General features: G+C 35.4%; 40 protein-coding genes and 1 pseudogene. 38 read left to right on the top strand and 3 right to left on the bottom strand.

Annotated features, from left to right (window positions below):
• Positions 1-56: 56 nt before the first annotated feature.
• Entirely contained in the window at positions 57-485 is a 429-nt protein-coding gene (locus tag QNH24_RS18490; protein ID WP_283868985.1) for an SRPBCC domain-containing protein, read from the bottom strand.
• 252 nt (positions 486-737) lie between these two features.
• On the opposite strand from QNH24_RS18490, the gene QNH24_RS18485 reads away from it, so the two are divergent.
• The 3 genes and pseudogenes from QNH24_RS18485 to QNH24_RS18475 all read left to right on the top strand — a co-directional run.
• Positions 738-1,382, top strand: a complete 645-nt coding sequence (locus tag QNH24_RS18485) for a hypothetical protein (RefSeq protein WP_283868984.1) — start codon at positions 738-740, stop codon at positions 1,380-1,382.
• Positions 1,383-1,470: 88 nt separating this feature from the next.
• A complete protein-coding gene (locus QNH24_RS18480) occupies positions 1,471-2,064 on the top strand; it encodes a Maf family protein (protein WP_283868983.1) in 594 nt (197 codons plus the stop codon).
• 34 nt (positions 2,065-2,098) lie between these two features.
• A pseudogene (locus tag QNH24_RS18475) lies at positions 2,099-2,485 on the top strand (UPF0758 domain-containing protein); the annotation flags it as partial.
• A 33-nt stretch (positions 2,486-2,518) separates the two neighbouring features.
• Here the strand turns inward: QNH24_RS18475 and QNH24_RS18470 are convergent.
• The gene (locus tag QNH24_RS18470) at positions 2,519-3,949 is read right to left on the bottom strand and encodes a recombinase family protein (RefSeq protein WP_283868982.1); all 1,431 of its coding nucleotides are present in this window, start codon (positions 3,947-3,949) and stop codon (positions 2,519-2,521) included.
• 364 nt (positions 3,950-4,313) lie between these two features.
• On the opposite strand from QNH24_RS18470, the gene QNH24_RS18465 reads away from it, so the two are divergent.
• A complete protein-coding gene (locus QNH24_RS18465) occupies positions 4,314-4,475 on the top strand; it encodes a hypothetical protein (protein ID WP_283868981.1) in 162 nt (53 codons plus the stop codon).
• Between the two features lie 20 nt (positions 4,476-4,495).
• Here QNH24_RS18465 and QNH24_RS18460 read toward each other — a convergent pair whose 3' ends face one another.
• Entirely contained in the window at positions 4,496-4,858 is a 363-nt protein-coding gene (locus QNH24_RS18460; protein WP_283868980.1) for a helix-turn-helix domain-containing protein, read from the bottom strand.
• A gap of 153 nt (positions 4,859-5,011) precedes the next feature.
• On the opposite strand from QNH24_RS18460, the gene QNH24_RS18455 reads away from it, so the two are divergent.
• From QNH24_RS18455 to QNH24_RS18290, 34 genes are all read left to right on the top strand, one after another.
• On the top strand, positions 5,012-5,176 hold the full coding sequence (locus tag QNH24_RS18455) for a hypothetical protein (protein ID WP_283868979.1): 165 nt from the start codon (positions 5,012-5,014) through the stop codon (positions 5,174-5,176).
• A gap of 103 nt (positions 5,177-5,279) precedes the next feature.
• The gene (locus QNH24_RS18450; protein WP_283868978.1) at positions 5,280-5,447 is read left to right on the top strand and encodes a hypothetical protein; all 168 of its coding nucleotides are present in this window, start codon (positions 5,280-5,282) and stop codon (positions 5,445-5,447) included.
• Between the two features lie 43 nt (positions 5,448-5,490).
• The gene (locus tag QNH24_RS18445; protein ID WP_283868977.1) at positions 5,491-5,964 is read left to right on the top strand and encodes a hypothetical protein; all 474 of its coding nucleotides are present in this window, start codon (positions 5,491-5,493) and stop codon (positions 5,962-5,964) included.
• A gap of 233 nt (positions 5,965-6,197) precedes the next feature.
• The gene (locus QNH24_RS18440; protein ID WP_283868976.1) at positions 6,198-6,677 is read left to right on the top strand and encodes a hypothetical protein; all 480 of its coding nucleotides are present in this window, start codon (positions 6,198-6,200) and stop codon (positions 6,675-6,677) included.
• On the top strand, positions 6,649-6,798 hold the full coding sequence (locus QNH24_RS18435) for a hypothetical protein (protein ID WP_283868975.1): 150 nt from the start codon (positions 6,649-6,651) through the stop codon (positions 6,796-6,798). The genes QNH24_RS18440 and QNH24_RS18435 overlap by 29 nt, the downstream gene beginning before the upstream one ends.
• A gap of 17 nt (positions 6,799-6,815) precedes the next feature.
• Entirely contained in the window at positions 6,816-7,208 is a 393-nt protein-coding gene (locus QNH24_RS18430; protein WP_283868974.1) for a hypothetical protein, read from the top strand.
• Entirely contained in the window at positions 7,209-7,397 is a 189-nt protein-coding gene (locus QNH24_RS18425; protein WP_283868973.1) for a hypothetical protein, read from the top strand.
• Positions 7,397-8,398: a hypothetical protein gene (locus tag QNH24_RS18420; protein ID WP_283868972.1), complete on the top strand. Its 1,002-nt coding sequence runs from the start codon at positions 7,397-7,399 to the stop codon at positions 8,396-8,398. Before QNH24_RS18425 ends, QNH24_RS18420 begins: the two co-directional genes overlap by 1 nt.
• Positions 8,395-8,634 carry a hypothetical protein gene (locus QNH24_RS18415; protein ID WP_283868971.1) on the top strand — a complete coding sequence of 80 codons (240 nt, stop codon included), beginning with the start codon at positions 8,395-8,397 and terminating at the stop codon, positions 8,632-8,634. The genes QNH24_RS18420 and QNH24_RS18415 overlap by 4 nt, the downstream gene beginning before the upstream one ends.
• Positions 8,634-9,110, top strand: a complete 477-nt coding sequence (locus QNH24_RS18410) for a siphovirus Gp157 family protein (RefSeq protein ID WP_283868970.1) — start codon at positions 8,634-8,636, stop codon at positions 9,108-9,110. The genes QNH24_RS18415 and QNH24_RS18410 overlap by 1 nt, the downstream gene beginning before the upstream one ends.
• Positions 9,111-9,122: 12 nt before the next feature.
• On the top strand, positions 9,123-9,509 hold the full coding sequence (locus QNH24_RS18405) for an organic solvent tolerance protein OstA (RefSeq protein WP_283868969.1): 387 nt from the start codon (positions 9,123-9,125) through the stop codon (positions 9,507-9,509).
• Positions 9,510-9,530: 21 nt separating this feature from the next.
• Positions 9,531-10,244, top strand: a complete 714-nt coding sequence (locus QNH24_RS18400; RefSeq protein WP_283868968.1) for an AAA family ATPase — start codon at positions 9,531-9,533, stop codon at positions 10,242-10,244.
• The gene (locus QNH24_RS18395; protein WP_283868967.1) at positions 10,244-10,723 is read left to right on the top strand and encodes a DUF669 domain-containing protein; all 480 of its coding nucleotides are present in this window, start codon (positions 10,244-10,246) and stop codon (positions 10,721-10,723) included. Before QNH24_RS18400 ends, QNH24_RS18395 begins: the two co-directional genes overlap by 1 nt.
• 128 nt (positions 10,724-10,851) lie before the next feature.
• On the top strand, positions 10,852-11,055 hold the full coding sequence (locus QNH24_RS18390; RefSeq protein ID WP_283868966.1) for a hypothetical protein: 204 nt from the start codon (positions 10,852-10,854) through the stop codon (positions 11,053-11,055).
• Positions 11,048-13,426 (top strand): phage/plasmid primase, P4 family, encoded by a 2,379-nt coding sequence (locus tag QNH24_RS18385; protein ID WP_283868965.1) that lies wholly within the window; start codon positions 11,048-11,050, stop codon positions 13,424-13,426. Before QNH24_RS18390 ends, QNH24_RS18385 begins: the two co-directional genes overlap by 8 nt.
• 321 nt (positions 13,427-13,747) lie before the next feature.
• Complete coding sequence (locus tag QNH24_RS18380) at positions 13,748-14,173, top strand: hypothetical protein (protein WP_283868964.1); 426 nt, start codon at positions 13,748-13,750, stop codon at positions 14,171-14,173.
• A 109-nt stretch (positions 14,174-14,282) separates the two neighbouring features.
• On the top strand, positions 14,283-14,756 hold the full coding sequence (locus QNH24_RS18375) for a YopX family protein (protein WP_283868963.1): 474 nt from the start codon (positions 14,283-14,285) through the stop codon (positions 14,754-14,756).
• Positions 14,757-14,906: 150 nt separating this feature from the next.
• Positions 14,907-15,446 carry an ERCC4 domain-containing protein gene (locus QNH24_RS18370; protein ID WP_283868962.1) on the top strand — a complete coding sequence of 180 codons (540 nt, stop codon included), beginning with the start codon at positions 14,907-14,909 and terminating at the stop codon, positions 15,444-15,446.
• Positions 15,443-15,691 (top strand): hypothetical protein, encoded by a 249-nt coding sequence (locus QNH24_RS18365; RefSeq protein ID WP_283868961.1) that lies wholly within the window; start codon positions 15,443-15,445, stop codon positions 15,689-15,691. The genes QNH24_RS18370 and QNH24_RS18365 overlap by 4 nt, the downstream gene beginning before the upstream one ends.
• Positions 15,672-16,049 (top strand): hypothetical protein, encoded by a 378-nt coding sequence (locus QNH24_RS18360; RefSeq protein WP_283868960.1) that lies wholly within the window; start codon positions 15,672-15,674, stop codon positions 16,047-16,049. Before QNH24_RS18365 ends, QNH24_RS18360 begins: the two co-directional genes overlap by 20 nt.
• Positions 16,046-16,264, top strand: a complete 219-nt coding sequence (locus tag QNH24_RS18355; RefSeq protein ID WP_283868959.1) for a hypothetical protein — start codon at positions 16,046-16,048, stop codon at positions 16,262-16,264. The genes QNH24_RS18360 and QNH24_RS18355 overlap by 4 nt, the downstream gene beginning before the upstream one ends.
• Positions 16,261-16,560: a MazG-like family protein gene (locus tag QNH24_RS18350; RefSeq protein ID WP_283868958.1), complete on the top strand. Its 300-nt coding sequence runs from the start codon at positions 16,261-16,263 to the stop codon at positions 16,558-16,560. The genes QNH24_RS18355 and QNH24_RS18350 overlap by 4 nt, the downstream gene beginning before the upstream one ends.
• 23 nt (positions 16,561-16,583) lie before the next feature.
• Positions 16,584-16,778 (top strand): hypothetical protein, encoded by a 195-nt coding sequence (locus tag QNH24_RS18345; protein WP_283868957.1) that lies wholly within the window; start codon positions 16,584-16,586, stop codon positions 16,776-16,778.
• A 34-nt stretch (positions 16,779-16,812) separates the two neighbouring features.
• Positions 16,813-17,622: a DNA adenine methylase gene (locus QNH24_RS18340; RefSeq protein WP_283868956.1), complete on the top strand. Its 810-nt coding sequence runs from the start codon at positions 16,813-16,815 to the stop codon at positions 17,620-17,622.
• 94 nt (positions 17,623-17,716) lie between these two features.
• Positions 17,717-18,136: a DUF722 domain-containing protein gene (locus tag QNH24_RS18335; RefSeq protein ID WP_283868955.1), complete on the top strand. Its 420-nt coding sequence runs from the start codon at positions 17,717-17,719 to the stop codon at positions 18,134-18,136.
• On the top strand, positions 18,136-18,303 hold the full coding sequence (locus QNH24_RS18330; RefSeq protein WP_283868954.1) for a hypothetical protein: 168 nt from the start codon (positions 18,136-18,138) through the stop codon (positions 18,301-18,303). The genes QNH24_RS18335 and QNH24_RS18330 overlap by 1 nt, the downstream gene beginning before the upstream one ends.
• A gap of 217 nt (positions 18,304-18,520) precedes the next feature.
• Positions 18,521-18,856, top strand: coding sequence for a hypothetical protein (locus QNH24_RS18325; RefSeq protein WP_283868953.1), 336 nt, complete (start codon positions 18,521-18,523; stop codon positions 18,854-18,856).
• A gap of 102 nt (positions 18,857-18,958) precedes the next feature.
• A complete protein-coding gene (locus QNH24_RS18320; RefSeq protein WP_283868952.1) occupies positions 18,959-19,555 on the top strand; it encodes a hypothetical protein in 597 nt (198 codons plus the stop codon).
• 50 nt (positions 19,556-19,605) lie between these two features.
• Positions 19,606-20,184 carry a hypothetical protein gene (locus QNH24_RS18315; RefSeq protein ID WP_283868951.1) on the top strand — a complete coding sequence of 193 codons (579 nt, stop codon included), beginning with the start codon at positions 19,606-19,608 and terminating at the stop codon, positions 20,182-20,184.
• 155 nt (positions 20,185-20,339) lie between these two features.
• Positions 20,340-20,552, top strand: coding sequence for an HNH endonuclease (locus QNH24_RS26200; protein WP_347342918.1), 213 nt, complete (start codon positions 20,340-20,342; stop codon positions 20,550-20,552).
• Between the two features lie 94 nt (positions 20,553-20,646).
• The gene (locus QNH24_RS18305) at positions 20,647-20,970 is read left to right on the top strand and encodes a P27 family phage terminase small subunit (RefSeq protein WP_283868950.1); all 324 of its coding nucleotides are present in this window, start codon (positions 20,647-20,649) and stop codon (positions 20,968-20,970) included.
• Positions 20,951-22,678 carry a terminase large subunit gene (locus tag QNH24_RS18300; protein WP_283934543.1) on the top strand — a complete coding sequence of 576 codons (1,728 nt, stop codon included), beginning with the start codon at positions 20,951-20,953 and terminating at the stop codon, positions 22,676-22,678. The genes QNH24_RS18305 and QNH24_RS18300 overlap by 20 nt, the downstream gene beginning before the upstream one ends.
• 18 nt (positions 22,679-22,696) lie before the next feature.
• Positions 22,697-23,923, top strand: coding sequence for a phage portal protein (locus tag QNH24_RS18295; RefSeq protein ID WP_283868948.1), 1,227 nt, complete (start codon positions 22,697-22,699; stop codon positions 23,921-23,923).
• The gene (locus tag QNH24_RS18290; protein WP_430674110.1) at positions 23,907-24,647 is read left to right on the top strand and encodes a head maturation protease, ClpP-related; all 741 of its coding nucleotides are present in this window, start codon (positions 23,907-23,909) and stop codon (positions 24,645-24,647) included. Before QNH24_RS18295 ends, QNH24_RS18290 begins: the two co-directional genes overlap by 17 nt.
• Positions 24,648-24,651 lie beyond the last annotated feature (4 nt).

The raw sequence follows: 24,651 nt of genomic DNA, 5'->3' as shown, positions 1-24,651 counted from the left end.
ACAAGAAATCAACGTTACTAAAAATTGATTTCATAGTTAAGTAGAAAAACTTATTTTTAGCTAGATTTATTCTTCATCGCTCGCTCACCTATTTTTTCTAGGATAGTTTCCCAGTATGTTTTCATTTCCTCTCTAACATACTGATCTGATAGCTTTTCTTGATGAAAGCTAATCGTTGTTTTATTGTCTGCTTTTGATAGAATGCGAATTTGAACTGTTGATGGGCGCTCCCATCCTTCCTTTTGCCATGTCAGACGAAGCTGCTGTAGCGGTTTAACAATCCGAATTTCTCCTGACCCCAAATTGGTCATGTAAGTCTGACCTGGAATAAGAGAAATGCCAGTGCTTTCCCCCAGCCATAGATTTAATCCATCTGATGAAGCGAGAAGGCTCCAAGCATCCTCCTGAGAGATAGAAAATGATCTTCTTACACCTACTTGAAAGCCAGCTGCTTTTGTTTGCCCAATAATTCTATCGTTAGTCATTCTAGTTTCACTCCAATAGTTTTTATTTTGTCTATAAATCGTTATTCGATTTCTCTGTCAGGATTTCCTTTTCTATTTAGTAAAATAGCGTGTTTTTGAGGACGAAAATAGTTGGTTTTTAAGGTATATCTTCTTTAAAACTACTACATCAAAATGTAGTAAATTAGCATTTACAGCTACTTTTTTACATATACTTATATCAAATTGTCGTTGAAAGCAGACCGAGAAGTTGGAGGAAGAGGTGATGGATGCATGAAAATTGTCAGTCAGGTGATGAAAAAACAAATATTTAGAGCAATGCTGATTGGAGGAATAGTCGGGCTTTTTGGTGTAGCAATTTTTCTAGGTATTCTTCAGGCAAGTACTCAATTATCTTTAAAAAATGATAGTAACGAAGTAGCAAGCAGCAATAATAAAGATACAGACACGGAAACAATTCCGACAGCGGGAGGTGCCACAAAGTCACCCATGTTTTTTGCGAGTCAAGCAGGGGTTTATTCAAATTATGAAAGTGCCAGCTCCTTTGTCTCCGAGCACCCTTCATTAAAAGAAAGTGCTATTGTTGAAGTGGATGGAAAATTTTATGTGTGGACGAGCATGGTAACAGATGAAAGCCAGCTAACCTTTTTAGAAGATCCTGCTACTTTTAAAAAAGCATTTAATGTAAGCAGTGACAGCTGTAAGGAGGCAACTATTGCAGAGCTTCCATCCGTGCTAGCTGATAAAAAAGCTACAAAATTAAATTTTAAGGAAAATTCAAAGGATTCTACACTTCCTGCTGATTGGCAATCGATTGGAGCGGCAGCCTCTTCTATTTCTAATGATGTCAGCATTATTCGCCTACAGGTTTTTGCCCATTACAAATCGAAAAATGCCTGTCTTCAAGTAAAATTTTAGTATGAAATCGGCATTATCTTGATTATTAGAAAATTTTCAAATACCAATTTCTCCGTTATGATAGCTAATAAGGAGGAATGGTTAAGTCATGTTTAAAACAAATCATAACCTTGTGCTTGCTTCTGCTTCACCAAGACGAAAAGAATTACTAGCTATGTTATCACTTCCTTTTGACATAATTACGAGTGAAGTAGAAGAGACAAGTGTTCAGGCAACAACGATGCACGATTATGTGAAAGGTGTAGCTCTATTGAAAGCACGGGATGTCGCAAAAAAGGTTCCAAGTGCAACTATCATTGGTGCAGATACGATTGTTGTTTTTGATGAAGAGCTACTGCATAAACCAAAAACTCGTGAGGAAGCAATTTCCCATTTAATTCGTTTATCAGGCAAACATCATGCGGTCATGACAGCTGTTGCCATAATCGAGCCTAATGGTAATGAAACCGTGTTTGTTGAAGAAACTACCGTTGTCTTTCATCATTTATCACAGGAGCTAATCGAAGTATATGTAGATTCGGGAGATCCATTTGACAAAGCAGGTGGTTATGGCATTCAAACGGCTGGAACCCTTTTAGTGAAGAGAATTGAAGGAGATTATAACAATGTTGTCGGTTTACCACTTGCGTCGTTGTTTACGCAAATGGTAGCACTCGATATAATCCAATTTGCGAAGGAGTGAGGCTTTATTGCCGAATGATGTTTTACTTAGTATGATGATACGAGACGTGAATATTGAAGATCGTCCACGTGAGAGATTATTGCGGCAAGGTGCGATGAGTTTATCGAATCAGGAACTACTAGCTATTTTACTTCGGACAGGCACTAAAGAGGAGTCTGTTCTTGTTCTAGCAAATCGTGTATTAAGTGTATTTGAGCGTTTACACCATTTAAAGCATGCAACTATTGAAGAAATGGTGGCGATTAAAGGAATAGGCGAAGTGAAAGCTATTCAATTATTAGCAGCCATTGAGCTAGGTAGGCGTCTTGCCCAGAAACAAAGTGAAGAAAAGTATACAATTCGATCCCCGCAGGATGCTGCTGCCTATTTAATGCCTGATATGACCTCCCTAAGCCAGGAACATTTCGTTACTGTGAAGTTGATATAAATACGAAAAAATATTAGCAGAGTGAGCTTAATAAAAGCTTACATCTGCTATTCGTATTTTTTGATTTCTATAACCTTTGCCTTTTGTACGTTCAATTATTTCGATTTTTATGCTTTCGATAAATGTTTGTACAAAGGCACGTCTTTCTTCTTGATTTAAACGAAAATAATTTTCATTAAAGGACTTTGTTATTTCTTTAAATCTTTCTATATCAACTGGATCTTGAGGAGTTCCTTCAATATTTATTAATTCTTTTTGTAAAGATTCGTAACGTAAACGTGATTCATCCATACGATTTTTAAATTCATCATCTGTAATTAAATCATTAGCCCAAGCACGTTGATATTTTTCTCGTTGATTTTCTATTTGTTTTAATTCGTTTTTGATGTCTAGTAATTGCGTATCCTGATTAATTTCTTCAGTTTTTGAAGCCATAATTGTAAAATTGCTCATATACTCAATTAGAGCTTCGTCCATTTTGGTTTCTCTAATACCAAAAGGTGTTTTATCAGGGTGATTTAATGCACATGCTTGACAACGATAAGCATTTTTAGCCCGTAGTTCAGTTTCATTTTTTCGTGTCCATGTTGAACGTTCAGAAGAACAACGATTACCACAATCAGGGCAAATCAATTTAGTTTGATAAACAAAATGAGTTGAAACGTTTCTTTTTTTATAATTCTGGCGAGAAGTAATAATTTCTTGCAATTGATTAAATTCATCTTTAGTCATAATGCCTTCATGAGTATTTTCATATACATTACCTTTCCAATACATAGCTCCATATAATGCTGGGTTGTGAAGTAGGGTTAATAACGTACCAATGTGCCATTTATAACCTCGTTTTGGCATATATTTTGATGCATCCATATAAATAGATAACTGCCTAAAAGACATACCTTCTCGGATTTTTTTAATCATTAATTTAACTGCTTTTATTTCCTCTTCATGTATGTGTAATTTGTGATTTTCATCTTTGTAAAATCCGTAGGGTGGTTGTGCAGCCCATTCACCTTGACGCGCTTTTTCTACTTGTCCCATTGTTACACGTTCACCTAAATTAGCACTTTCCCATTCAGCAATTGCGGCAATAATCGTGATAAACATTTTACCCATTGCAGTAGATGTATCATAAAATTCAGTAGCTGAACGAAATGTACAATTACTTTTTTCTAATTCATCTAATATTTTATGCAAATCACGAACTGATCTAGTCAATCTATCTAATCTGTACACTAATAACACGTTTATCAGCCCATTTTTAATATCTTTTAATAATTTTTTTAATTGAGGTCGATTTGTATCACGTCCAGAAATTCCTTCATCTACATAAAATTTGTGTTCACTCCAATTTTGAGCCATACAAAATGCTTTTAAACGCTCTCTTTGAGCAGAAATTGAGTAACCTTCATTTGCTTGTTCCTCTGTAGATACACGAATGTAAATTCCAACTGTCATAATAATAACTCCATTCTGTTTTAATTTAAATTATAGAATAAGATATACTTTTTTGTATCCCTTTATAATAAAAGGGGAATTTTACATTAAATTCATTTAGTCATAATACGACAATGTTCTACAATTAAAGACAAAAAATAAAATATTTTAATCGGAGGAAATGTATAACGAGGAAAATATTTCTTCATATGTCGATGTACGTCTAAAGATATTTTTATGAAATTTTGGACTATACATATATAATAAAGATACCTACAAAAATGTCGAATGCTGTAAAAGATGGTACGGATATTTTTAGTAAATAAATAACATTGATTAAGAACATCTGTTCCTATATAATTTATTTAAAATAAGAGGTGGGGCCATGAAAAAAGAATTGATTAAATTAATTGAAAATTTTAATGGTGAAATTACACAAGAACATTTGAGTATTGTTAAATTAAGCTTAAGTATCAATAATCCAAAAGCGCTTATGGCACTTCAAACTTTAAGTAAATCAATACACAAAAAAAGCAACTCTTTATAAGGGGGTTGCTTTTTTATATGTTATTTTTCTTTACTTTCAATTATCAAATTAGCAAAATCAGAAATTAATTTAAATTCTTTTTCAGACATTTTGCTAACTTTTATCATAAGGTCTTTATATTCATCTCCACCTTTTAGGAAAGCTTCACTAACAATGTCTGCAAATTCTTCATCTAGAGTTATGAACATCTCACCTTCTCCAGTTCGTAACCATTCTTCGTTTACTTTGAATTCACTACACATCATTTTTACTACCAAATCTTTTATTTCAGCACGACCATTTTCTAAATTATTGACTGCATCTCTTGAAATTCCTATTTTCTTGCCAAAAGCTGTCTGTGATAGCTTCAGCTCATTTCGTAATATCTTTATTCTTGAATCCAATGTGTGTCCCCTCCTATGAATAATATATTAGTTTAAAACATTGAGCATGTCAACTCAAAATATTTATTTATTTGGGTTGACATGCTTAAATAATCGGTGTACTATGAGCATAACAACTCAAACAAGTGTACGGTAATGAAAGGTGGTGATTACATGAATAGTCAAACTGTATGCACTAAAAAAGAAGATATGCATGAGTTTTTGGATATGATTCTCAAAATGTCTAGAGAAGAATTTTTACTGGTAAAAGGAGTAGCTACAGGTTTGGAACTTAACAGACCGCCAAAAGTTGAGGATGATGAAGCTGAAATTTCTTAATAAAACTATCGATTAAAGCACTGAGTTAGTAACTAATGATAGTATATCCAAATTTATAGCTGATATGACGGTAGCAACGTTAATACGATCAGGAGGAAATCTAGTGAAAACCATACCATCTATTGAAACTCAACAACGTATGCATGCTTTCTTTATGAAAACATCAATACCACGTATCTATAAAGAACTTTTAGAAGCTGAGCGACAAAGAAAGGAGGCTGATGAACTAAATGAAAATCAAAGTAGCAGAGTGGAATGCAATGTCGGATGATGAAAAACAAGCTGCTTTAAAGCAAGTGAGGGGAGGTAATTAGGTGAATCAAGAACAGTTGAATGCCATTAAACAACGTGTTGAAAAAGCTACAATTGGTCCATGGTGCGTAAATGAAGAAATTGACGGTATATACGACGGATGTAGAACAGTTGTTAAAGCCCCTAACGCTCCATCTAAATGGGCAACACGCATCGTAAGTGTTGGACAAACTCGCAGACACATTAGAAAGGACGCTGAAAGCAACATTGAATTTATAGCACATGCCCGTGAAGATGTGCCAGCGCTTGTTGCAGAAGTTGAGAGGTTACGTGAAGCACTTGGGTTTTATGCTAACGCAGATAATTACGAACCAGTCACTATTGAAAAATGGATACCACAAGTAGGAGGTTCTCGCAAAATGATTCAAAGTATTGTACCTCAATCAGAGTATGTAGTAGAGGATGGAGGAGAAATTGCACGTCAAGCATTGGATGGTGATTCGGATGGCCAATGGAAACAAAATCATCACACATAGTAATAGCAAAATCATGATTCGGTATGGTGAGTTGACACGGATATTAAACGCTACTGAGATACAGCAATGGCACCATATTATTGCGAAGATTGAACAATTTCAAGATAACGAATTGGGAAGGAGAATCCAATGGAAATTAAACCTGTTCCAGTTGCATTAGTAAGCCAAGCAATAGCAAATGCTGTATCAACACGTCAAAAGTAAATCTATCAAACTATTTGGAGGTTATAAGAATGCAAGCAGTATTAAACGTAAAAGGTACGGATTTGTCAGTGTTATCAATTCATTATAGTGACACGGGAAAAGTTCAATCAGTATATGCAATCAATGAAGATAAGTCTAATACTTGCTTTGTTGATAAGGCAGATAGTCAATACGAAACACGCCCACATGTAGCTATTGAAAATTTGGAAGGAGCACTCAAACATCCTGAATTTGAATCCAGGATTGAAGAGGAAAGGAACAAACTCTTTCATCATTTGGAGCAAATACAACGAGAAGAACATAACAAACTGAATGACATTTTAATCGAAATGGGAGAGATGGAAGAAGAATATCCATTCGAAAAGCTAGAGGAAAAATTAGTTTCTAAGCAAAGAGAATACAAGCTTGCACAACAACGAGTATTCGGCATCATTGACGCGATTGAGGAAGTTAAGGCATTTCATGAGGGGTGTTTAATAGATGTCGATGATGAAGCAATTGAAGCGTAAATCAGTCATTTCTAAGTTAAACAAACTTGGCATCCACAGTATTGAAGGACAACCGTTGGAGGATGTGTTGTATACAACATTACTTAAAACATTGGCGCTTAAACGTGCTGCTGATAATTGAATAGGAGGTTTTGAGCAGTGAATTTAAATCGCATTAAGCAAATCGATGAAAAAATCGATGAAACTCATCAAACGCTAGGTGATTCACCTAATGCAATGGTTAATTTTCAAGCTATGTACAACGATATGAAATATCTAATCATGATGGCTTTAGATGGTCAAAAAGAAGCGAATAAGCTACGTACAAAAATCGGTCGAATGAAAATTACTATCAAGAAAAAAGACCATGTTATTCGTACAATCGACCATCATAACAATCGTTTAGGTAATGATAATCGGGCGAAAACAGCAGTACTAGAAAAATTTCGCGAAGAAAACAAACGTCTACGTGAAGCACTGGAAGATATAAGCTGTCATGTAGATACTCGCTTACAAGTCGTTATCAGTAATGCTTTAGAAGGAGGTGATTGATTGCGTATAGGCTACACACACGCTGATGTATATGACCGTGAATCAGAATACTGGCAAGACATCGAAGACGCACAGAATGCCCAAATTGAGGCGCAAAAAAACTCGTCAAAGGCGGCAACCGATGGCGAGCAAGATAAAAATTTAATACAACCTAAAATCACTGGTATTGTACCACAGGAGGAATTGTAATGGCAAAGTTTAATGTTGGAGATGAAATAAAAGTTACTCAAAATACTTCTTTTATTGGAGATAAAAAAACATCTGGGTGGCATGTTGGCGGACAAGGTGTAGTGAAAATTGGTGCTATCGGAATTGTTGAGTCTGTTTTAGGTGACTTTATTAAAGCAAAGTTTAAAAAGGAAGATGTTGATGAGTGTACAAGCAATTTTTCTCGAAAATTACGATTTGATGAAATTGAATTAGTAGAATCGAAACCAACTAAAAACAAACGTATCACAGCATTAGAAGAAACAGTTGCAAAGCAATCAAAGGAAATTAGTGAATTAAAGCTAATCGTCCATGAATTACGTGAACGTCCACAGTTAACGACTGTTATAAATAATGCACCACAGGAGCCTTCCACAACTAATACTGTGGAGGACACACCAAAAATGACAAGACTAGTAAATGGTCAATGGCAGCCTACAACTATAGAAGAAGTTGCAGAAATGATGTCATTAACACCAAATCAACAACGTGCTGCAGTTATTGAGAAGGCGAAGAAGTTTGTTGAGGTTAATTCAAATAAAAAGCATTTTCATGTTCCATATTGTGATGGCAGTGGTTTAACTTCCGTTATCTTTGGAAGCTCAGACGCATTAGAATTTGTTGTCAATGAAGATAAACGTACAGTTGTTGCGTTAATAAAAAGTTTCAGTACAAGACATGAAGTGTATCACCGAGGTATTACCAAATGCAATCCAAATGACGTATTCAACGAACACATCGGAAAAGCAATCGCACTAGGACGAGCGCTAGGTCTTGATGTGAGTGAGTTTGAACAGGCGGTGCAGCCAACATTTGCGATTGGACAGATTGTTTATGAAACAGAAGATAAAACATATAGAACAATTGCAGAATCAGGGATTTACTCTGAAGAAAGTATGTTAACTGCTATCGATTCGCGTTCAGCAAAAGAACTTAGTGTAATTATCAACGACACTAACGCTAAATACGAGGTGATTAAATGAGACGTTATCTAATTGCTTATAATACTTGGGATGATTATGAATCCGAAAAAGTTGAGAAAGTAAGTGTTATTGATAATGAGCGTGATGCAATTGATATAGTTGCGAGAATTATCTCTGATAACAGCGACGAAATACTTTCTATTACTGATTTCAATTTCTATTCACAACAAGCTAAAAAGCTAGAAATTCAACTAAATAAAAATATGAAATTGGAATTAAAAGAGGTGGGTCAATAATGGCTACTCTTTACGAACTAACTGACCAATACAAAATGCTTCAAAATTTTATTGAAGAAAATAATGTAGAAGGTTTTGAACTAGCACTTTCTCAAATCAAAGGTGAGATTGGTGAAAAGCTAGAGGGATATGCCATGGTGCTTAAAAATATCGAATCAGATATTACAGGTATTAAAACTGAGGAAAAACGATTGGCGGATCGTCGCAAAGTTATGGAAAGTAACCTTACTCGTATTAAAGAAAATATGGCTGATGCCTTATTAACTGTGGAAGGCAACCGAGTGAAAACAGAAAAATTTACGTTTAGCTTCCGTAAATCAACATCAGTACAAATCAATAATGATGCTGCTATTCCTCCACAGTTTATTAAGGTTGAGAAAACTATCAGCCGTGCAGATTTAGCAAAAGCATTAAAAGCAGGTGAGCAAATAGAAGGTGCTCAACTCGTTGAAAATCAATCATTAAGTATTCGATAGGAGGATGTAATAATGGCAAAAGAAAAATTATACACAAAAGAACGTTGGTACGCTGATACTCGAAAAGAGGCTGAGGAAATTGTTGCAGAAGCCAAGGAAAATGATTTTCTTACAATGCAAAAAATCCATGAAAAACATAATTCAAAAGGCTTCTACTTTTTAGTGGATTTGGATTACACATATTCGACAGCTAAAGAGGAAATGGACAAGCGACCTGAAGATGATGCACCAGATGGTCAAATGAATATGGATGAAGTGCACGAAGGTGTACCATATACAGTCAATTCGGATGGGAGTGTAACAGTTGAAAATACGAATGAAGAATTACCAGAATTCGAGGATCCATTCGCAAATGTAGAAGCAAAACAAGATGCATCTAATGAAAACGTGCCATTTTAATAGAAAAGGAGTGTGGAAGGCATGCAAGTAACAAGCGCTACAGACATTCAAGCAGACGCATCCACTTGGTTGCTTTACGGCAATCCTGGTATGCGTAAAACAACTACTGCTAAATATTTAGAAGGTAACACGCTTTACATTCCAATTGATAAAACTGAAATTGTTTTAGCAGGAACTCCAAATATCGATATTGTGAACTTCGATTCATACGATGCTTGGAATGCATGGAATCAACTTATGATTGATTTGAAAAATGCAGACCTATCTAAGTATGACACAATCTTTTTTGATAATATTTCTGAATTAACGCGTTCGATGTTAGCTAACTTAGGCCGTGAAGGTAACAACAATCGAGTACCTTCACAAGGTAACTATCAGCAAATTGATTTCTTTATCATCGACAGCGTGCGTTTTATTCAAACTCTTGGAAAACGAGTGGTTTTCACTGCATGGGAAATGACTGATGCTTGGAATTTACCAAGTGGACAAATTATCAATCGAGCGTACCCAGATGTTCGAATTAAGATTTTGAATAACTTCATGGGATTATGCCAGGTAGTTGCGAAATCAGTTATCAATGAAGAAACGAAAAATTACGGTTTTATTTTAGAGCCATCACCATATGTTTTCGCTAAAAATCAATTAGATAATCGTAAAGCATGTGCTCATGAAGATATTTTTAAAATCGGAAATGAGCCTTCCACAAATAACGAGACAACAGGAGGAAATAAATAATGTCATTCTTTAAATTTGATGAAGAAAAAGTAAAATCAGGGTTCGAATTAGTAGAGGAAGGAAAATACGAAGTTACTGTTCTGAACGCAGTAGCTGGGAAGACTCAAAAAAATGAAGACAAAATTACACTTGATTATGAAATCCGTTCTGATGTTCCTCAAAAACATCAAGGTGCAAAAGTTATGTTCGACACTTTCACATTCTCAAATGAAGTTGCTGCAGGTATTGTTCAGTCATTGTTAAAAGCAACTGGATTTGCAAACGGTCATCCGTTCCAATCACCAGATGATATGGCTAAACAATTAATTGGCCGTAGCTTACAAATTACAGTGAAGCATGAGGAATATGAAAAATTGGTTGATGGTAAGAAGGAGAAACGTACTGCCGCAAAAGCAAAATACTATGATAAATCGGTAGTTAATCCACCACAATCACCAGGAGCACCAATTACTGTCGGAAGTGATGATTTGCCCTTCTGATGACCCATTTCGATTTACGAATGAATGGGCAATAGCAAACGGCTATGATTAACAAAAACTTAATAGAGAGGTCTGTTTTTGGCGGACTTCTCTTTTTTATACCTAAAAACAGCAAATGGGGTGGGAAAATGTCAAATTCATCATGGAGTTCAAGGGGTGATGAGCTTGTAAAATGTCCAGTAACTGGATGTCATCATGTTGGACTGATTATCACAAAGGCTCACTGTAAATTAGTGCACAACATGACAAGGGATGAAGTTAAAAAGAAATATGGATTTCCAAAAAGAGTGATTTTGTTAAAGAGAAGTCAAGTAATGCGTATCAATGAATGAAGGTGAAAAAGTGAAAACGCCAATTAATTTTAACGAAATACCATCGGAATTAAGGCTGTTACCTCAGTGGATACTGTGGAGGGCCGAGGAAAAAGGTGGCCGTTATACAAAAATACCGTATCAAGTAGATGGCAACGAGGCAAGAAGTAATGACCGCAGAACATGGTCCACATTCGCTACAGCAGCTAAATTTTATACAGAATCAAATGCTGATGGTGTCGGATTTGTATTCAGTCGCCAAGATAACTACATTGGCATTGATATTGATAAATGTGTTACGTATGCAGCAGATGATAAAGAGAAGGTAAATCCTATTATTAGCGATTTTGCCAAAGAAGTCATTAATACGCTTGACAGCTACACAGAGTTTAGTGTGAGTGGTACAGGCATTCACATCATCATCAAAGGTAGTCTTCCACAGTCTGTGGTGGGTACTGGACGTAAAAGTGCTAAACATGGCTTAGAAATTTATCAATATGGCCGTTACTTCACAATGACAGGTAATCGAGAAAATTCAAATGAAATTTATGATCGTACAGATGAGTTGGCCGAGATATTTGAAAAGTATTTCGATGATAGCGATGTACAAGGTCGAGTAAATTTAGCCGAGTTTGAAAAAGATGAAATCAAACTTTCAAATGAAGCATTGTGGGAGCGAATGTTCCGTAGTAAATCAGGTGATGAAATACGTTCACTGTATAACGGAAATTTGATAAATGATGACCATTCTTCTAGTGATTTAGCTTTATGTAATCATTTGGCCTTCTGGACAGGTAAAAGTGCTTCTAGAATGGATTCAATGTTCAGGGAAACATCCCTGATGCGAGATAAATGGGACAGAATCCATTTCAGCGATACAGGAGAAACATACGGAGAACGTACCATTGCTGAAGCCATTTCATCCACTACAACAACTGTATTGGATCATCAAGCCGATTCAGAGTTTTCTTTTTCCTCCACAGTAGTTGATGAGGTGGAAGTAAGAGATAAAAAATTCAAACTTACAGACTTAGGGAACGCTGAACGCATAGCACATTATTACGGACATGTTATAAAACACATCAACGGTGTAGGTTGGTACATCTGGGATGGTAAGAAGTGGACGCTTGATGAAAGAAATAAAATAAATCGGATCGTAGCTAGTGTAATAAGAAAAATGGGTGAATCTGATGATGAAAATGAGCAAAAGTGGGCACGTCACTGTGAAAAACATAATGTACGTGAAAACGCAATTAAAGATTTAAGAATGTTAGTATCTGCCAAGCGAAATCAATTTGATAATCATAAATATCTGCTAAATGTATCGAACGGAACAATTGATTTAAAAACAGGAAAAATCACACCACATAATCGTGAAAATTATATTTCTCAAATAACAAATGTTGAATATGTAGAGGGTGCTGAATGCCCTGTATGGCTCAGTTTTTTAGAACAAATATTTTTAGGTGATAAAGAACTAATTGAATATATGCAGCGCCTAGTAGGCTATTCGTTAACAGGTGATATAAGTGAACAATTAATGTTCTTCTTAGTCGGTGGAGGTAGTAATGGTAAATCAACATTTATTAACACTATTAAGGACTTAATGGGCGATTATGGAAAACAGGCTCAATCAGATACTTTCATCAAAAAGAAAAGTGGTGGAGCTAATAACGATATTGCTAGATTAGCGAGTGCACGTTTTGTATCAGCGATTGAATCAGAAGAGGGCGAAAAGCTTTCTGAAACTCTAGTAAAACAAATTACAGGTGGCGAGCCTGTTGTAGCACGATTTTTAAAGCAAGAGTTTTTTGAGTTTGTACCTCAATTTACAGTGTTTTTTACAACTAACCATAAACCTGTGATTGGTGGGCTCGATGAAGGAATATGGAGACGTGTTAAATTGATTCCTTTTGATTTAAGTTTGCCAGCACATAAACGAGATAAAAAATTAACTGAAAAATTATCCCTTGAAATGAGTGGAATACTCAACTGGGCAATTGAAGGCTGTTTAAAGTGGCAGAAGGACGGATTAATTGAACCTAAAGTAGTTACGAAAGCTACAGGCTTATACAAAGAAGATATGGATATTTTAGATCCGTTCATAGTCGAATGTTGTTACACAGACAAAAAGAATGAACAAATCAAAATTGAAGCAAAAGAATTATACAGTGTTTATAACAATTTTTGTTTCAAATCAGGCGAACGCACTCTCGGAAATAGAAGTTTTTACCGAATGCTGGAAACAAAAGGCTTCAAAAAAGAGCGAGGCACTCAAAATAAAATGTATTTCTTTGGAATCACATTAATAGACAGGAAGCCTTCGGGGGTTATGGAACAGTCAAAAAAAGTTATGGAACAACCCGAAAATACGAGTTTTAAGCTTGTTTAGTAATTTTCAGTTAGTTAAGTAACTCCGTGTTGTAACCTTTAGAAATTCAATAATACCAATGGTTTAGAGTGTTTTTAATAGTTATTAAGTTATTTTTGTTATTGGGGTTTTATATTAATAAAAAATAAAAAAATATAAATAAGTACTATATATAAGAGCGTAACCAAATATGCCAATAACGTTTTTAACTAAAAATATTCAAACCGTTGGGGCTGTAAGCTTCAAGTGAGTTACTCTTTAATAACTAAGTTAATTAAATGGGTTAAAAACGGCATTTTTCAAAAATTAAGTAACTGCCAAAATGTAAGGAAGTGGTAAACGGTGGTTTTATATGTTTTAGCGCAAATTTGGAAATTTGGTGGAGTGATTGAGCGTGATCAATCGGATGGGCGACTCGAATTAAAAAACCATAAAAACATTCCAGTTGAAGTTTTAAAAGCAGCTGAGCCAATTTTTAACCTAATCGAAGAATGGTTTAAATCATGGGAAGAAGCTAACGGAATAGATAAACACATGCGAATGATGATACATCAAGCCTGTGGATGGCAGCACAATCCGAAATTAAATGAATGGATATGTGCAGACGTTGATGCATTGATGTTGTTCATGGAGTGGCAAGAAACGTTAGCTAAGAATGGCTGGAACGACATTTATACAGACTATCGACAATTTGAAAATGAAGAATCAAATATCATGAAGAAAAAATTGTACGAACGTGCTGTTTTATACGCTAATCAAAATAAGTGATTTACAGCCGTTTTAAGACGTTTTAGAGGACGGATGATAAATATATCCAACTATAAAATAGAACGTGTGTACGGTGCTTTTAACAAGCGAAAATAAGGAGGTAAATAGAATGAGAGTTAAAAAGTTTCGAGCGTGGGACAGACATAACAAACGAATGAGTTGGTCATTTGGATTGGGTGTAACGAAATTAACTTTTGATACAAAGCCAGGTTATTGCGAAGAAGTAAAAATTAATGATTTATCTATTGAAGAATTGCAATTCATAGGCTTAAAGGACAAGAACGGCAAGGAGATTTATGAGGGGGATATTGTTCGGATTGTTGGAGAACAAGAACTTGATTACGGTTATTCATTCGATTGGAAACACAATGCTGTAGTCAAGTGGGATGAAGATGAATGCTCGTACTACTTGGATGTAATAAAAAAATACGAAGCTTCTATTTGCGAAGATGGGTATTTCACGGTAGATACATTCACTTTAAGAAAATGGCATGAAGAAGAATGGTGGATTGAGTATGAAATCATTGGCAACATCTACGAAAATCCTGAATTGCTAGGTGGTGAACTGATTGAAGAAGATTAAAATAACCCAAATTCTTGACGACATTCGTTCACAAACACTCGTAGGCAACACTTATGAGTTATTACGAATCGATTCATGCGGTATGGCTATAACAAAATGCGGACGGCACTTTTTTGAAGGTGAATACAAAATCATTGAAGGTGATTCAAAATGATTCACTATGCTTATTCTGACACTGAACTAAACAAAATAATGAAAACAATGACAATCGTGGTTGATACTCGTGAACAAGTAAACGGTCATATCCTTGAATATTTACGCAGCAAGGATGTACCAATCAAATTGAAAAAACTCGACACTGGCGATTACACAGCAATGATTCCTAAGAACGATGAATTAGGTATCCAACGTGATATTTATTTAAACAGTCGTATTGAGCGCAAAGCCAGTGTAGATGAGATTGTGGGCAACCTTGGAAAAGATGAACGTACACGCTTTGAGAATGAATTAATTCGTTCACAGGATATTCCTTTCACATTGTTATTAGAAGATCCAGAAGGCTACAAGAAAATACTAAATGGAACCTACAGAAGTAAATACGACCCACTTGCATTACTTGGCTCGTTGAATACTTTCAAGGCTCGTTACGGCTTTGAAATTGTCTACTTAGATAATAAGTTTAGTGGGAATTTTATTTACTATCATTTCTATTACCAAATGAAGAACTACCTAAAGAGAGGGGCGTTTTGACCATCGTGAACATGCGCAATGGGATTCCTATTGTTCAGTCGGTGACTAAAGTGAAACAACCACAAAATAGATTGTGGACGGCCATACCTAATCCATTTACAAAGTATATAGAGATGTCTATGACGGTCGATGGATGCGAAGCAAGTGTCATTATGCCATATAAAAATGAATGGGTGCAGCAGTATATCAAAGAAGGCTGGCACACAAAGAAAGTGTGGGATGTAGATGAACGCAGAAATGCTTGAGAAGCGTATTGAGATATTACAACAAATAGATGCTCTTTTACCCAAATGTGATTGTCAAACTGCTCTTGAATCAATTAAATGTCCTAATTGTGTAGAAATTGCAATCCATGGACAAAAGTTGCTTGGTTTGGTGAATTTACGTAATACTTCAATCCTTGATAATGAAAATTATTCACCTGTTAAAAGTTCAAAACTTGCTTTAACGAAAGAAAAATACCTCACATTGAAAAAAGCTAATAAAACTGATGAACAAATCGCAATGATATGTAATGTAGCACCAGGAACTATCCGAAATTGGAAAAAGTTAAACAATATCAAAACTGAACGTATGAAAGGAAGAAGGTATAACGTGAGATGAAAATTGAAGAACAAATCTTAGCAAATCCAATATTACGTGAAGTCCATGATTTGCTTGATAATCAAACAGCTAAAGGGTTAGCGAAATACGGTACAACAGTCAATCCAATGGATTATACGACTATCGAATGGCTTAAACATTTCCGTGAAGAAATGATTGATGGCGCTGTATATGCGACAGTAGTAATTCAAAAATTGGAGGAAATGCAAAAATGAATGAATTAATCAAACAAGTAGAACGATGGTCGATTGAAAAAGGATTAGATAAAGCAGAATCTAGTAAGCAATTTTTAAAGTGTTCAGAGGAATTAGGCGAGGTTGCAGCAGCGCTTGCGCGTAATGATAAGGCTGCTTTGCGTGATGGTATTGGTGATGTGGTTGTGACACTCATCATATTAGCCCAACAAAATGACATGGATTTATATGAATGTTTAAATTGCGCCTACGATGAAATCAAAAATCGTACAGGAAAAATGGTTGATGGTGTATTCGTAAAATCTAGTGATTTATAAAATTCCAACAGGAGAGTTATATCATGAAAATACCTTGGCACAAAAGGATTTACGCATTATATAAAGGCGATCAGTTCATTACAGAAGGAACAATACGAGAAATCAGTAGAGAAACAGGGAAAACAATCAATTTTCTTCAATACATGACTTATCCGATCTATGAAAAACGATGTGGAAGTAGTGTGAATCGATTAAAAATGATTTCTCTTGATGATTAATCGAACAAAATTGTTCAGGAAAGAGGGTGAAGAAATGAGTGAATCACCATTGATTTGGTTTGGTGGAAAAGGACGTATGGCAAAGCATATTATCAGCAGAATGCCAGAGCATACTTGCTTTGTAGATTTGTTTGGCGGTGCTGCTCATGTAATTGCTCAAAAGCAACCAATAACTAATGAGGTTTACAACGATATAGACGGAGACATGGTTAACTTTTTACTTGTGGCCAGAGCGCAAACTAACGATTTGATTAAAGCTTGTGAGGGCTTACCATATAGTCGTCAACTTTATGAAAAGTGGAAACGTGAGCCAATGCCAAGTGATGATTTCGAACGAGCTGTACGATTCTTTTATCTTAATCGTTCGGGTATTGCAAAGGGTAATAGCAGTTATGGTACTGGATGGAGGCATAGTAAAGAGCATAATACAGCTCGCACCTATCAATCAGCTTGCAAACGTATTAAGGATTTCGGACAGCGTATGAGCAATGTAATGATTGATAATCGAGATTTCCGAGAAATCATACGTGTGTACGATTCTCCAACAACTTTGTTTTATGTAGATCCACCATATATCGATAGGGAACGTCGATATAAGCTCACAGATGCAGATAAAGAAAATCCGATGCAATTACATTACGACTTATCAGCAGCATTAAAGGCTATCCAGGGCAAAGCCCTTGTATCCTATTACGATCATCCGATTTTAAATGAATTATATGAAGGCTGGTATTCAGAAACTTTTTCAGCTGTACGCCAGGTAGTAAATGGCGACAATAATTCAAGTGAAGAAATGTTGTTAATGAATTATTTTAATGGACAGTTGGATTTGTTCGACTACTGAACAATTTGAGGAAATAAACAAACAAGGTAGGTGCTGCACATGCCTATGTTATCGCATAGGCATACAAATGACATAAATCAATTGTGGAGGGCATATGAGCAAACTATCAAGAAATGATATACAAAAACTTGAAGATTACTGGATTAATCTCAATGAATATAAAAAACAATTACAGTTTCGCGAATGGGAGTTACTTAATCCTTATAAAGAAACTGATACAAACATTGGCGGTGGTCGTAGTAATAACACATCTGATACAACAGGGCACAAAGCTATGATTCTTGTAGAAGATACACTGTATCAAAATTTAAAACGTATTGTTTCGACCATTGAAAATATGTACGAGAATTTAGATAAAGACCAAAAAACCATTGTTGATATGCGCTATCGTGATAAATCAGAGTGTTACGAATGGCAACATATTGCAGATGAATTATATATGTCAGTCCAGCGAGTATTACGTAAACGTAATGCGTTGATTGATGAAACGGCTAGAAGATTGGGGTGGGTATGATGCACATTATACAAGCAATAGAACAAATGCAAGCCATGTTACGAGATATTTCTCCATTACTTTGGGAGTATAAAAAAGACTTGAAAAAGCAAGGTTTCACAGAGCAACAAGCTTATGATTTAGTGAAAGATTATCAAAAGATACTATTCACACAAAACAACAAATGATAACGTAATTGTGCCACATAGCGAATTACGCTCTAAACCATGTTAAATTGATATTGTGAAGTAATAACAAAAGCGTACGGAAATACGCAAAATAAACACCTTACAATAATAAGCACGTTCGCTTGTACGTGTATGTCAGAAACAAGTATCAAAGTCGTATCCAATAGGGTGCGGCTTTCCATTATACTTAACTTAAAAATAAAGTGAGGTGGTTTAAATGGCGAATAAGCCAATTGAAGCGTGCTGTGATAAAAAATGCGGTAAATCATTCAATATCACAAAACTTAAAACTAAGAAAGTCAAAGGTGGTAATGAAAAGATTTACTTCCATTGTCCACACTGTAAACATGAATATATAGCTTATTATGCAAGTGACGAAACTAGGAAGCTTCAAGCTGAAATGCGTAAATTGCATAATAAATTTAAAAACCATACGAACAATAATATTGTATTTGATGATTATGCTCATGATACATTTTTACAACAAGAAGCCGAACTGAAATTGAAAATAAAACAAAGTATGGATGAAGCAAGAATGGTTGCCGAATCATAAATAATAAAGTCACATCTAACCAGGTGTGGCTTTTTATTATGATTATATTCATTAGGATTCCACCATGATAAGATAATAATAGTAAATTATGGAGGGATGAATATGACAAGAAAAGATTTAGTATTTACAAGGTCAAGAAAAGGGATAAAAGACAAATATGATGAAGCGATGAAACTATTGGAATACAGCATTATTTTAGTTAAATTATTTGAGATAAAAGAATTTAATAATGTAATAGCTGCTCAATTACGATTACTTCTCTGTGACATTACTAAAGACGGTGATAATTCACTGATAAGAAAAATTCAACCTGATCCAAAGCTTTTTCCTATTAATGAATTGAGTATTTTGAATGAAAAGGGACATGCGTTTATCGAAGCAGAAATGTTTAATTATAATAAACCGATGATTCCTTTAACAGATTGGTTAAATCAGGTTATTCTAACTATGAATTTGCAAGGTAAAAAACAAAATATTACAATTCTAAATTTTATAAAATTCTCAGCTAATAAAGGTGGAGGAGCTCATGTTGACTCGGATTTAGTAGAAAAGTCATTCATTGTTGACATACATTCAGACGAATATCTATGTGATATAGCATTAGGATTATTTAGATCTGTAGGTAGGGATTTTAATTTGAACAGTGAAAAACATGTTGCTTACTTAATTAGTAAGTTTAAAGGAAAGGCATCCGAATAACGGGTGTCTTTTTATTATGCAATTAACTATGAATTGTGGAGGGCAAAAGAATGAAGATAACTGAAAGTATGATTCCGTTAATTGAAAAAGCATTGGGTTTTGAATTATACGAATGGCAAAGGGCTTACTTGTTAGGAGAAATATCCAAAGCACCTACAGTGCGTAGGGCAGGAAGGACAACTGCATACATTGTGAAATTATTGTTAACTAATGACAGATCAATTGATAGCAATAAATATGAAGATATACAAGAATATAAAGACCTTCAAACTCCATATTACGATGATATCTTTAAAGATGAATTGCAGATGATTGATGACAAACTTACATCGGTTGGATTAAGAACGTGCTTATTGAAGCCAAAGAAGAATGTGCTAAGGAACATTAAAATTGGAGTAGAGATGAACACAGACAAACTACAACTTAAACTGAGAGCAATTGAAAAACATGCTGGAGCATTGGCTGATGAGTTGGAAGCTATTGATAATGATTGGAAGTGTGACTATTGTGGAAGCTACAGTTATAGCACTATGTATACAAGTGATGAAGCAATATACATGACATGTGCTGAATGTGGTAAACGTGTTGAATCAGATGAACTACCAACACAGTTAGAAGGCAGCGAATAATTAAAAGGTAGGTGATGTTTATGAACAAGGATAAGTTATACGATTTAACTAAGAGAGATCAAGAAAGTAAAAAGTTTTATTCTTCAACTGCTTGGGCTAAAGCGAGAGAGCTTGCTTTGAAGCGATAACGAGATAATTATCTTTGTCAATCTTGTTTGAATAATAAACGTATTCGAAAAGCAGAAGTCGTTCACCACTTAAAAGAGTTGCGTGATTATCCAAGCTTAGCATTAGAGTTATCGAACTTAATCTCATGGTGCAATATCTGTCACACATCACATCACAAGAATGGAGAAATAAAACAGCAAATTGCAAATAAAAAAATTGATATCGTTGAAACAAAAATTAATGTTGAAATTATTGAATAGCCCCCCTAAGTAAAAGATGGGGGATATGTTGCGCCAGACCGACGGGTCCCCGTCACTTGCAACACGGATGAATTTATGAAAGGGGGGGTAACTGATGGAAGAAGTTACAAAGGAATTGTTGCGGAGTTATTTAGGTGATAGTTATCAACCATCTGATGAGCAATTGATCACGCTATATGTTGAAACTTATGAGTTTTATAAACGGATGCAAACTGAATTGAAAAACATGCCATTGATGATGGAACACACCAATAAAGCGAACGCAACAAACTTCATTAAGAATCCTCTTTCGATTGAATTAACTAAAACAGTGCAAACTTTGAATAATCTACTGAAATCTTTAGGTTTGACGCCTGCTCAACGAAAGGAATTTAAGTTGGGTGGTGGTCATGTTGACGATGGCTTCGACAGTTTCTAAAGTTGATAGTTTACTAATCGTTGTAAATCCTTCTCCAGTTCTGTTAACAACCTGGTATGCAAAGCAAGTTGTGGAGGGCAATATCATAGCTTGTAAGAAGGTTATACAAGCTTGTGAAAGACATTTAAACGATTTAGAAAGACAAGGCACAGAGGATTTTCCTTGGATTTTTAATGAAGAAATAGCACATAGGCCGATTGAATTTATTGAAAAGTTTTGCAAACCTTCTAAAGGTGCTTTTAAACAACTAACAATGCAAGCTTGGCAGCATTTTAGTTTAGGTTCTATTTTCGGTTGGGTTCATAAAGATACAGGAATAAGGCGCTTTAAAGAGGCGCTTATTTTTGTTGCCCGAAAGCAAGGGAAAACTACTAAAATTGCAGGAGTGACGATCTACGGAGCCTCTAAAGATGGAGAAAACGGTGCTGATGTAGTTCTTTTAGCGAACAGTATGAAGCAGGCTAGATTATTATTCGATGAAGCAAAAGCGATGGTAAAGTCTTCTCCTGCTTTAGCAAGGCGTTTTAGGCCGTTACGGGATGCGATTCATTTTGACGCTACTTTCAGTAAGATTGAGCCGCAAGCGAGCGATAGCGAAAAGCTAGACGGTTTAAACACACATATAGGAGTGTTTGATGAGATCCATGAATACAAGGATTACAAACTAATTAACGTTATAAAGAACAGTCGTCAAAGTAGGACACAACCGTTACTCATTTACATTACAACTGCAGGGTATCAATTAGATGGACCACTAGTGAATTATTATGAACAAGGTGCAGATGTATTAAATGGTGACATAGTTGATGAACGAACGTTTTATTATATCGCTGAATTAGATACTGTGGATGAATTTGATAGACCTGAAATGTGGATTAAAGCCAATCCTAACATGGGTGTATCTATCAAACTTTCCGACATGATTGAAGATTGGGAGAAAGCAAAACGTACTCCGTCAGAACGTAACGACTTTATCACAAAACGTTTTAATAAATTTGTGAGCAGTAACGAGGCTTCTTTCCTTGATTATGAGGTATTGAAACGAAACGATAAAACAATGACATTAGAATCTGCTGCTGCTTCCTCATCTGCTGTGGGGGGCTTTGACCTTTCCGACAGCGAGGATCATACAAGTGCTTATCTTGAATGGGCCATTCCTTCAACAGGTGAGGTTGTTATCCATGGTCATACTTGGGTTCCACAAGCGAAAGTGGATTCAGATAACGAAAAAATCGACTATTACAGCCTACAAGAAGAGGGACTGTTAACTATTGTTCCAGGTGAATATGTCAAAAAAGAATATGTATTCGATTGGTATGTAGAACAATCAAATACATATTCAATCGAAAAAATTATGTATGATCCAGCGAAAGCATTCGGATTAGTTGAAATGCTACAAAATTATGGTTTTGTTTGTGAAGTGGTTAGACAAGGATTTATTACACTAGGACCGGCTATTGATGATGCAAAAGAGCGATTTATTGATGGGAATGTTATCTTCAACGACAACCGATTATTCCGTTGGTACACTAATAATGTCGTACTTGTGGAAGACAGGAATAAAAATAAAATGCCTACTAAACAAAGTCGCTACCGTAAAATTGACGGTTTTGCGGCTTTTTTAAATGCTCATGTAGAGGTTATGAAGAAATTCGTAACTGTACAAGGTGAAGGAAATATCAAGTTTATTTCATTAAATGATTTGTGATTGGAGGGAGGTGAACAAATGAATATATGGAGCAAATTTAAAGCCTCTCTCTACACAGCTTATGCAACGTGGAAAGGACAAGGCTATGATTTTTCATTATGGCAAGGGAGAACATTTTGGGGTATCGATAATTCACAATTAGTTACAAATGAAACTATTTTCAGTGTGATTACTAGGCTTTCAAACACTGTTTCAAGTTTGCCAATTAAATTATATAAGCACTATGATGTAGAAAATAACAATTTGAGTGATTTGCTAGTAAATCCAAATCCAAATATGAGTGGTTGGGAACTGATTAATAAATTAGAAGTAGCACGTAATGAACATGGTAATGGATATTCAATTATTTTACGTAATTACTTAATGCAACCTGAATCACTTGTTGTACTTGATAATGTACAAGTTAAACCATTAATCGATGATGTAACAGGCGAATTATGGTATGAAGTGCGAGGGAATAACAAAACAAGTTATATACACAACATGAATATGATTCATGTAAAACATATTACTGGATCCAATCGCATAAAAGGCATCTCACCATTAGATGTATTAAAAAATACTCTTCAATATGATAAAGCAGTTCAGGAATTTTCTCTTTCTGAAATGGAAAAGAAAGAATCATTCATTTTAAAATATGGAGCTAACGTATCAGAAGCGAAGCAAAAGGAAGTTATAGCGAATTTCAAACATTTTTATAATGAAAATGGCGGTGTTTTATTCCAAGAACCAGGTGTTGAAATTGATAAAATGACAAAAACATATACACCAGGTGAAACAATCTCATCAGAAAAAGTAACTCGTACTCGAGTGGCAAACGTGTTTAACATTCCTCTTTCTTTTTTAAATGAACAAGGCGGAGGATTTGCAAACAATGAGCAGATGATGATTCAGTTTGTACAGATGACACTTACACCAATTATTCGTCAATACGAACAGGAATTTAACAGAAAATTACTCACACAAGATCAAAGAATTGAAGGTTATTACTTTAAATTTACTGTTAATTCACTGTTACGAGGTGATACAGCTACACGTTCAGCATTTTATCAACAAGGAATTCGAAATGGTTGGTTTACTCAAAATGAAGTTAGAGGTTGGGAAGACCTACCTCCAGATAAAGCTGAACAAGCAAATAAATTATGGATTAGTGGTGACCTTTACCCAATTGATATGCCTATTGAAGAACGGAAAGGTACCTCTACTGCTACCACAACTGTGGAAGGGGGTGAAAAAGTTGAATAAAAAGAAGACTTTCTTTGATGTTAAAGCATCGGTTGATGGTAAATCAGCGGATGTTTTTATTTTGGGCGAAATTACTCCGTGGGCTTGGGAAGAGTTTGGAGAAATGTCATCGGTGGTTTTCAAAGAAAAACTAGATGCTGTTGGTGACGTCAGTGAACTTCATATTTACGTGAATAGTCCAGGGGGTTCAGTGTTTGAAGGGATCGCCATTGGGAACATGTTGAAACGACATAAGGCTCGTACAATCGCTCATGTGGATGCAATAGCAGCATCTATTGCGAGTGACATTGTGGCTTGCTGTGATGAAGTGCGAATGCCCTCAAATGCAATGTTAATGATCCATAATGCAATGACAGGTGCTTTCGGAAATTCAAGTGAATTACGCAAAGTCGCAGATGATTTGGATCGAATTAACGGCATGCAAATTGAAACCTATATGTCAAAAATCGATGGTAAGACTTCACAAGAAGAAATTCAACGAATGATGGATGAAGAAACGTGGTTGTCAGCTCAACAAGCTTACGATATTGGCTTATGTGACGTTGTGGAAGGCGCAAATCGTGCTGTTGCTAGTTTATCAAATGAACATACAAAGAAATTTAAAAACCTTCCAGAGGCCCTTCTACAGCTCGAAAGCGAAGTCCTTACTGAAGAAGAAAGGCAAGGCATTATTGCGGATTCTAAGGCGAATCTTACTTATTTACAGTCATTAAACTTAATTTAAAAGG

Origin of the sequence: Lysinibacillus pakistanensis, assembly GCF_030123245.1 — a bacterium.
Classification (GTDB): domain Bacteria; phylum Bacillota; class Bacilli; order Bacillales_A; family Planococcaceae; genus Lysinibacillus; species Lysinibacillus pakistanensis.
This window is presented reverse-complemented; position numbering and strand designations above follow the sequence as displayed.

Bases quoted from the DNA above. Each gene is read 5' to 3' on its own strand.
- QNH24_RS18490 (WP_283868985.1), bottom strand. From the start codon at position 485: ATGACTAACGATAGAATTATTGGGCAAACAAAAGCAGCTGGCTTTCAA.
- QNH24_RS18485 (WP_283868984.1), top strand. From the start codon at position 738: ATGAAAATTGTCAGTCAGGTGATGAAAAAACAAATATTTAGAGCAATG.
- QNH24_RS18480 (WP_283868983.1), top strand. From the start codon at position 1,471: ATGTTTAAAACAAATCATAACCTTGTGCTTGCTTCTGCTTCACCAAGA.
- QNH24_RS18470 (WP_283868982.1), bottom strand. From the start codon at position 3,949: ATGACAGTTGGAATTTACATTCGTGTATCTACAGAGGAACAAGCAAAT.
- QNH24_RS18465 (WP_283868981.1), top strand. From the start codon at position 4,314: ATGAAAAAAGAATTGATTAAATTAATTGAAAATTTTAATGGTGAAATT.
- QNH24_RS18455 (WP_283868979.1), top strand. From the start codon at position 5,012: ATGAATAGTCAAACTGTATGCACTAAAAAAGAAGATATGCATGAGTTT.
- QNH24_RS18440 (WP_283868976.1), top strand. From the start codon at position 6,198: ATGCAAGCAGTATTAAACGTAAAAGGTACGGATTTGTCAGTGTTATCA.
- QNH24_RS18435 (WP_283868975.1), top strand. From the start codon at position 6,649: ATGTCGATGATGAAGCAATTGAAGCGTAAATCAGTCATTTCTAAGTTA.
- QNH24_RS18420 (WP_283868972.1), top strand. From the start codon at position 7,397: ATGGCAAAGTTTAATGTTGGAGATGAAATAAAAGTTACTCAAAATACT.
- QNH24_RS18415 (WP_283868971.1), top strand. From the start codon at position 8,395: ATGAGACGTTATCTAATTGCTTATAATACTTGGGATGATTATGAATCC.
- QNH24_RS18410 (WP_283868970.1), top strand. From the start codon at position 8,634: ATGGCTACTCTTTACGAACTAACTGACCAATACAAAATGCTTCAAAAT.
- QNH24_RS18405 (WP_283868969.1), top strand. From the start codon at position 9,123: ATGGCAAAAGAAAAATTATACACAAAAGAACGTTGGTACGCTGATACT.
- QNH24_RS18400 (WP_283868968.1), top strand. From the start codon at position 9,531: ATGCAAGTAACAAGCGCTACAGACATTCAAGCAGACGCATCCACTTGG.
- QNH24_RS18395 (WP_283868967.1), top strand. From the start codon at position 10,244: ATGTCATTCTTTAAATTTGATGAAGAAAAAGTAAAATCAGGGTTCGAA.
- QNH24_RS18390 (WP_283868966.1), top strand. From the start codon at position 10,852: ATGTCAAATTCATCATGGAGTTCAAGGGGTGATGAGCTTGTAAAATGT.
- QNH24_RS18385 (WP_283868965.1), top strand. From the start codon at position 11,048: ATGAATGAAGGTGAAAAAGTGAAAACGCCAATTAATTTTAACGAAATA.
- QNH24_RS18375 (WP_283868963.1), top strand. From the start codon at position 14,283: ATGAGAGTTAAAAAGTTTCGAGCGTGGGACAGACATAACAAACGAATG.
- QNH24_RS18370 (WP_283868962.1), top strand. From the start codon at position 14,907: ATGATTCACTATGCTTATTCTGACACTGAACTAAACAAAATAATGAAA.
- QNH24_RS18360 (WP_283868960.1), top strand. From the start codon at position 15,672: ATGAACGCAGAAATGCTTGAGAAGCGTATTGAGATATTACAACAAATA.
- QNH24_RS18355 (WP_283868959.1), top strand. From the start codon at position 16,046: ATGAAAATTGAAGAACAAATCTTAGCAAATCCAATATTACGTGAAGTC.
- QNH24_RS18350 (WP_283868958.1), top strand. From the start codon at position 16,261: ATGAATGAATTAATCAAACAAGTAGAACGATGGTCGATTGAAAAAGGA.
- QNH24_RS18345 (WP_283868957.1), top strand. From the start codon at position 16,584: ATGAAAATACCTTGGCACAAAAGGATTTACGCATTATATAAAGGCGAT.
- QNH24_RS18340 (WP_283868956.1), top strand. From the start codon at position 16,813: ATGAGTGAATCACCATTGATTTGGTTTGGTGGAAAAGGACGTATGGCA.
- QNH24_RS18335 (WP_283868955.1), top strand. From the start codon at position 17,717: ATGAGCAAACTATCAAGAAATGATATACAAAAACTTGAAGATTACTGG.
- QNH24_RS18330 (WP_283868954.1), top strand. From the start codon at position 18,136: ATGCACATTATACAAGCAATAGAACAAATGCAAGCCATGTTACGAGAT.
- QNH24_RS18325 (WP_283868953.1), top strand. From the start codon at position 18,521: ATGGCGAATAAGCCAATTGAAGCGTGCTGTGATAAAAAATGCGGTAAA.
- QNH24_RS18320 (WP_283868952.1), top strand. From the start codon at position 18,959: ATGACAAGAAAAGATTTAGTATTTACAAGGTCAAGAAAAGGGATAAAA.
- QNH24_RS18315 (WP_283868951.1), top strand. From the start codon at position 19,606: ATGAAGATAACTGAAAGTATGATTCCGTTAATTGAAAAAGCATTGGGT.
- QNH24_RS18305 (WP_283868950.1), top strand. From the start codon at position 20,647: ATGGAAGAAGTTACAAAGGAATTGTTGCGGAGTTATTTAGGTGATAGT.
- QNH24_RS18300 (WP_283934543.1), top strand. From the start codon at position 20,951: ATGGCTTCGACAGTTTCTAAAGTTGATAGTTTACTAATCGTTGTAAAT.
- QNH24_RS18295 (WP_283868948.1), top strand. From the start codon at position 22,697: ATGAATATATGGAGCAAATTTAAAGCCTCTCTCTACACAGCTTATGCA.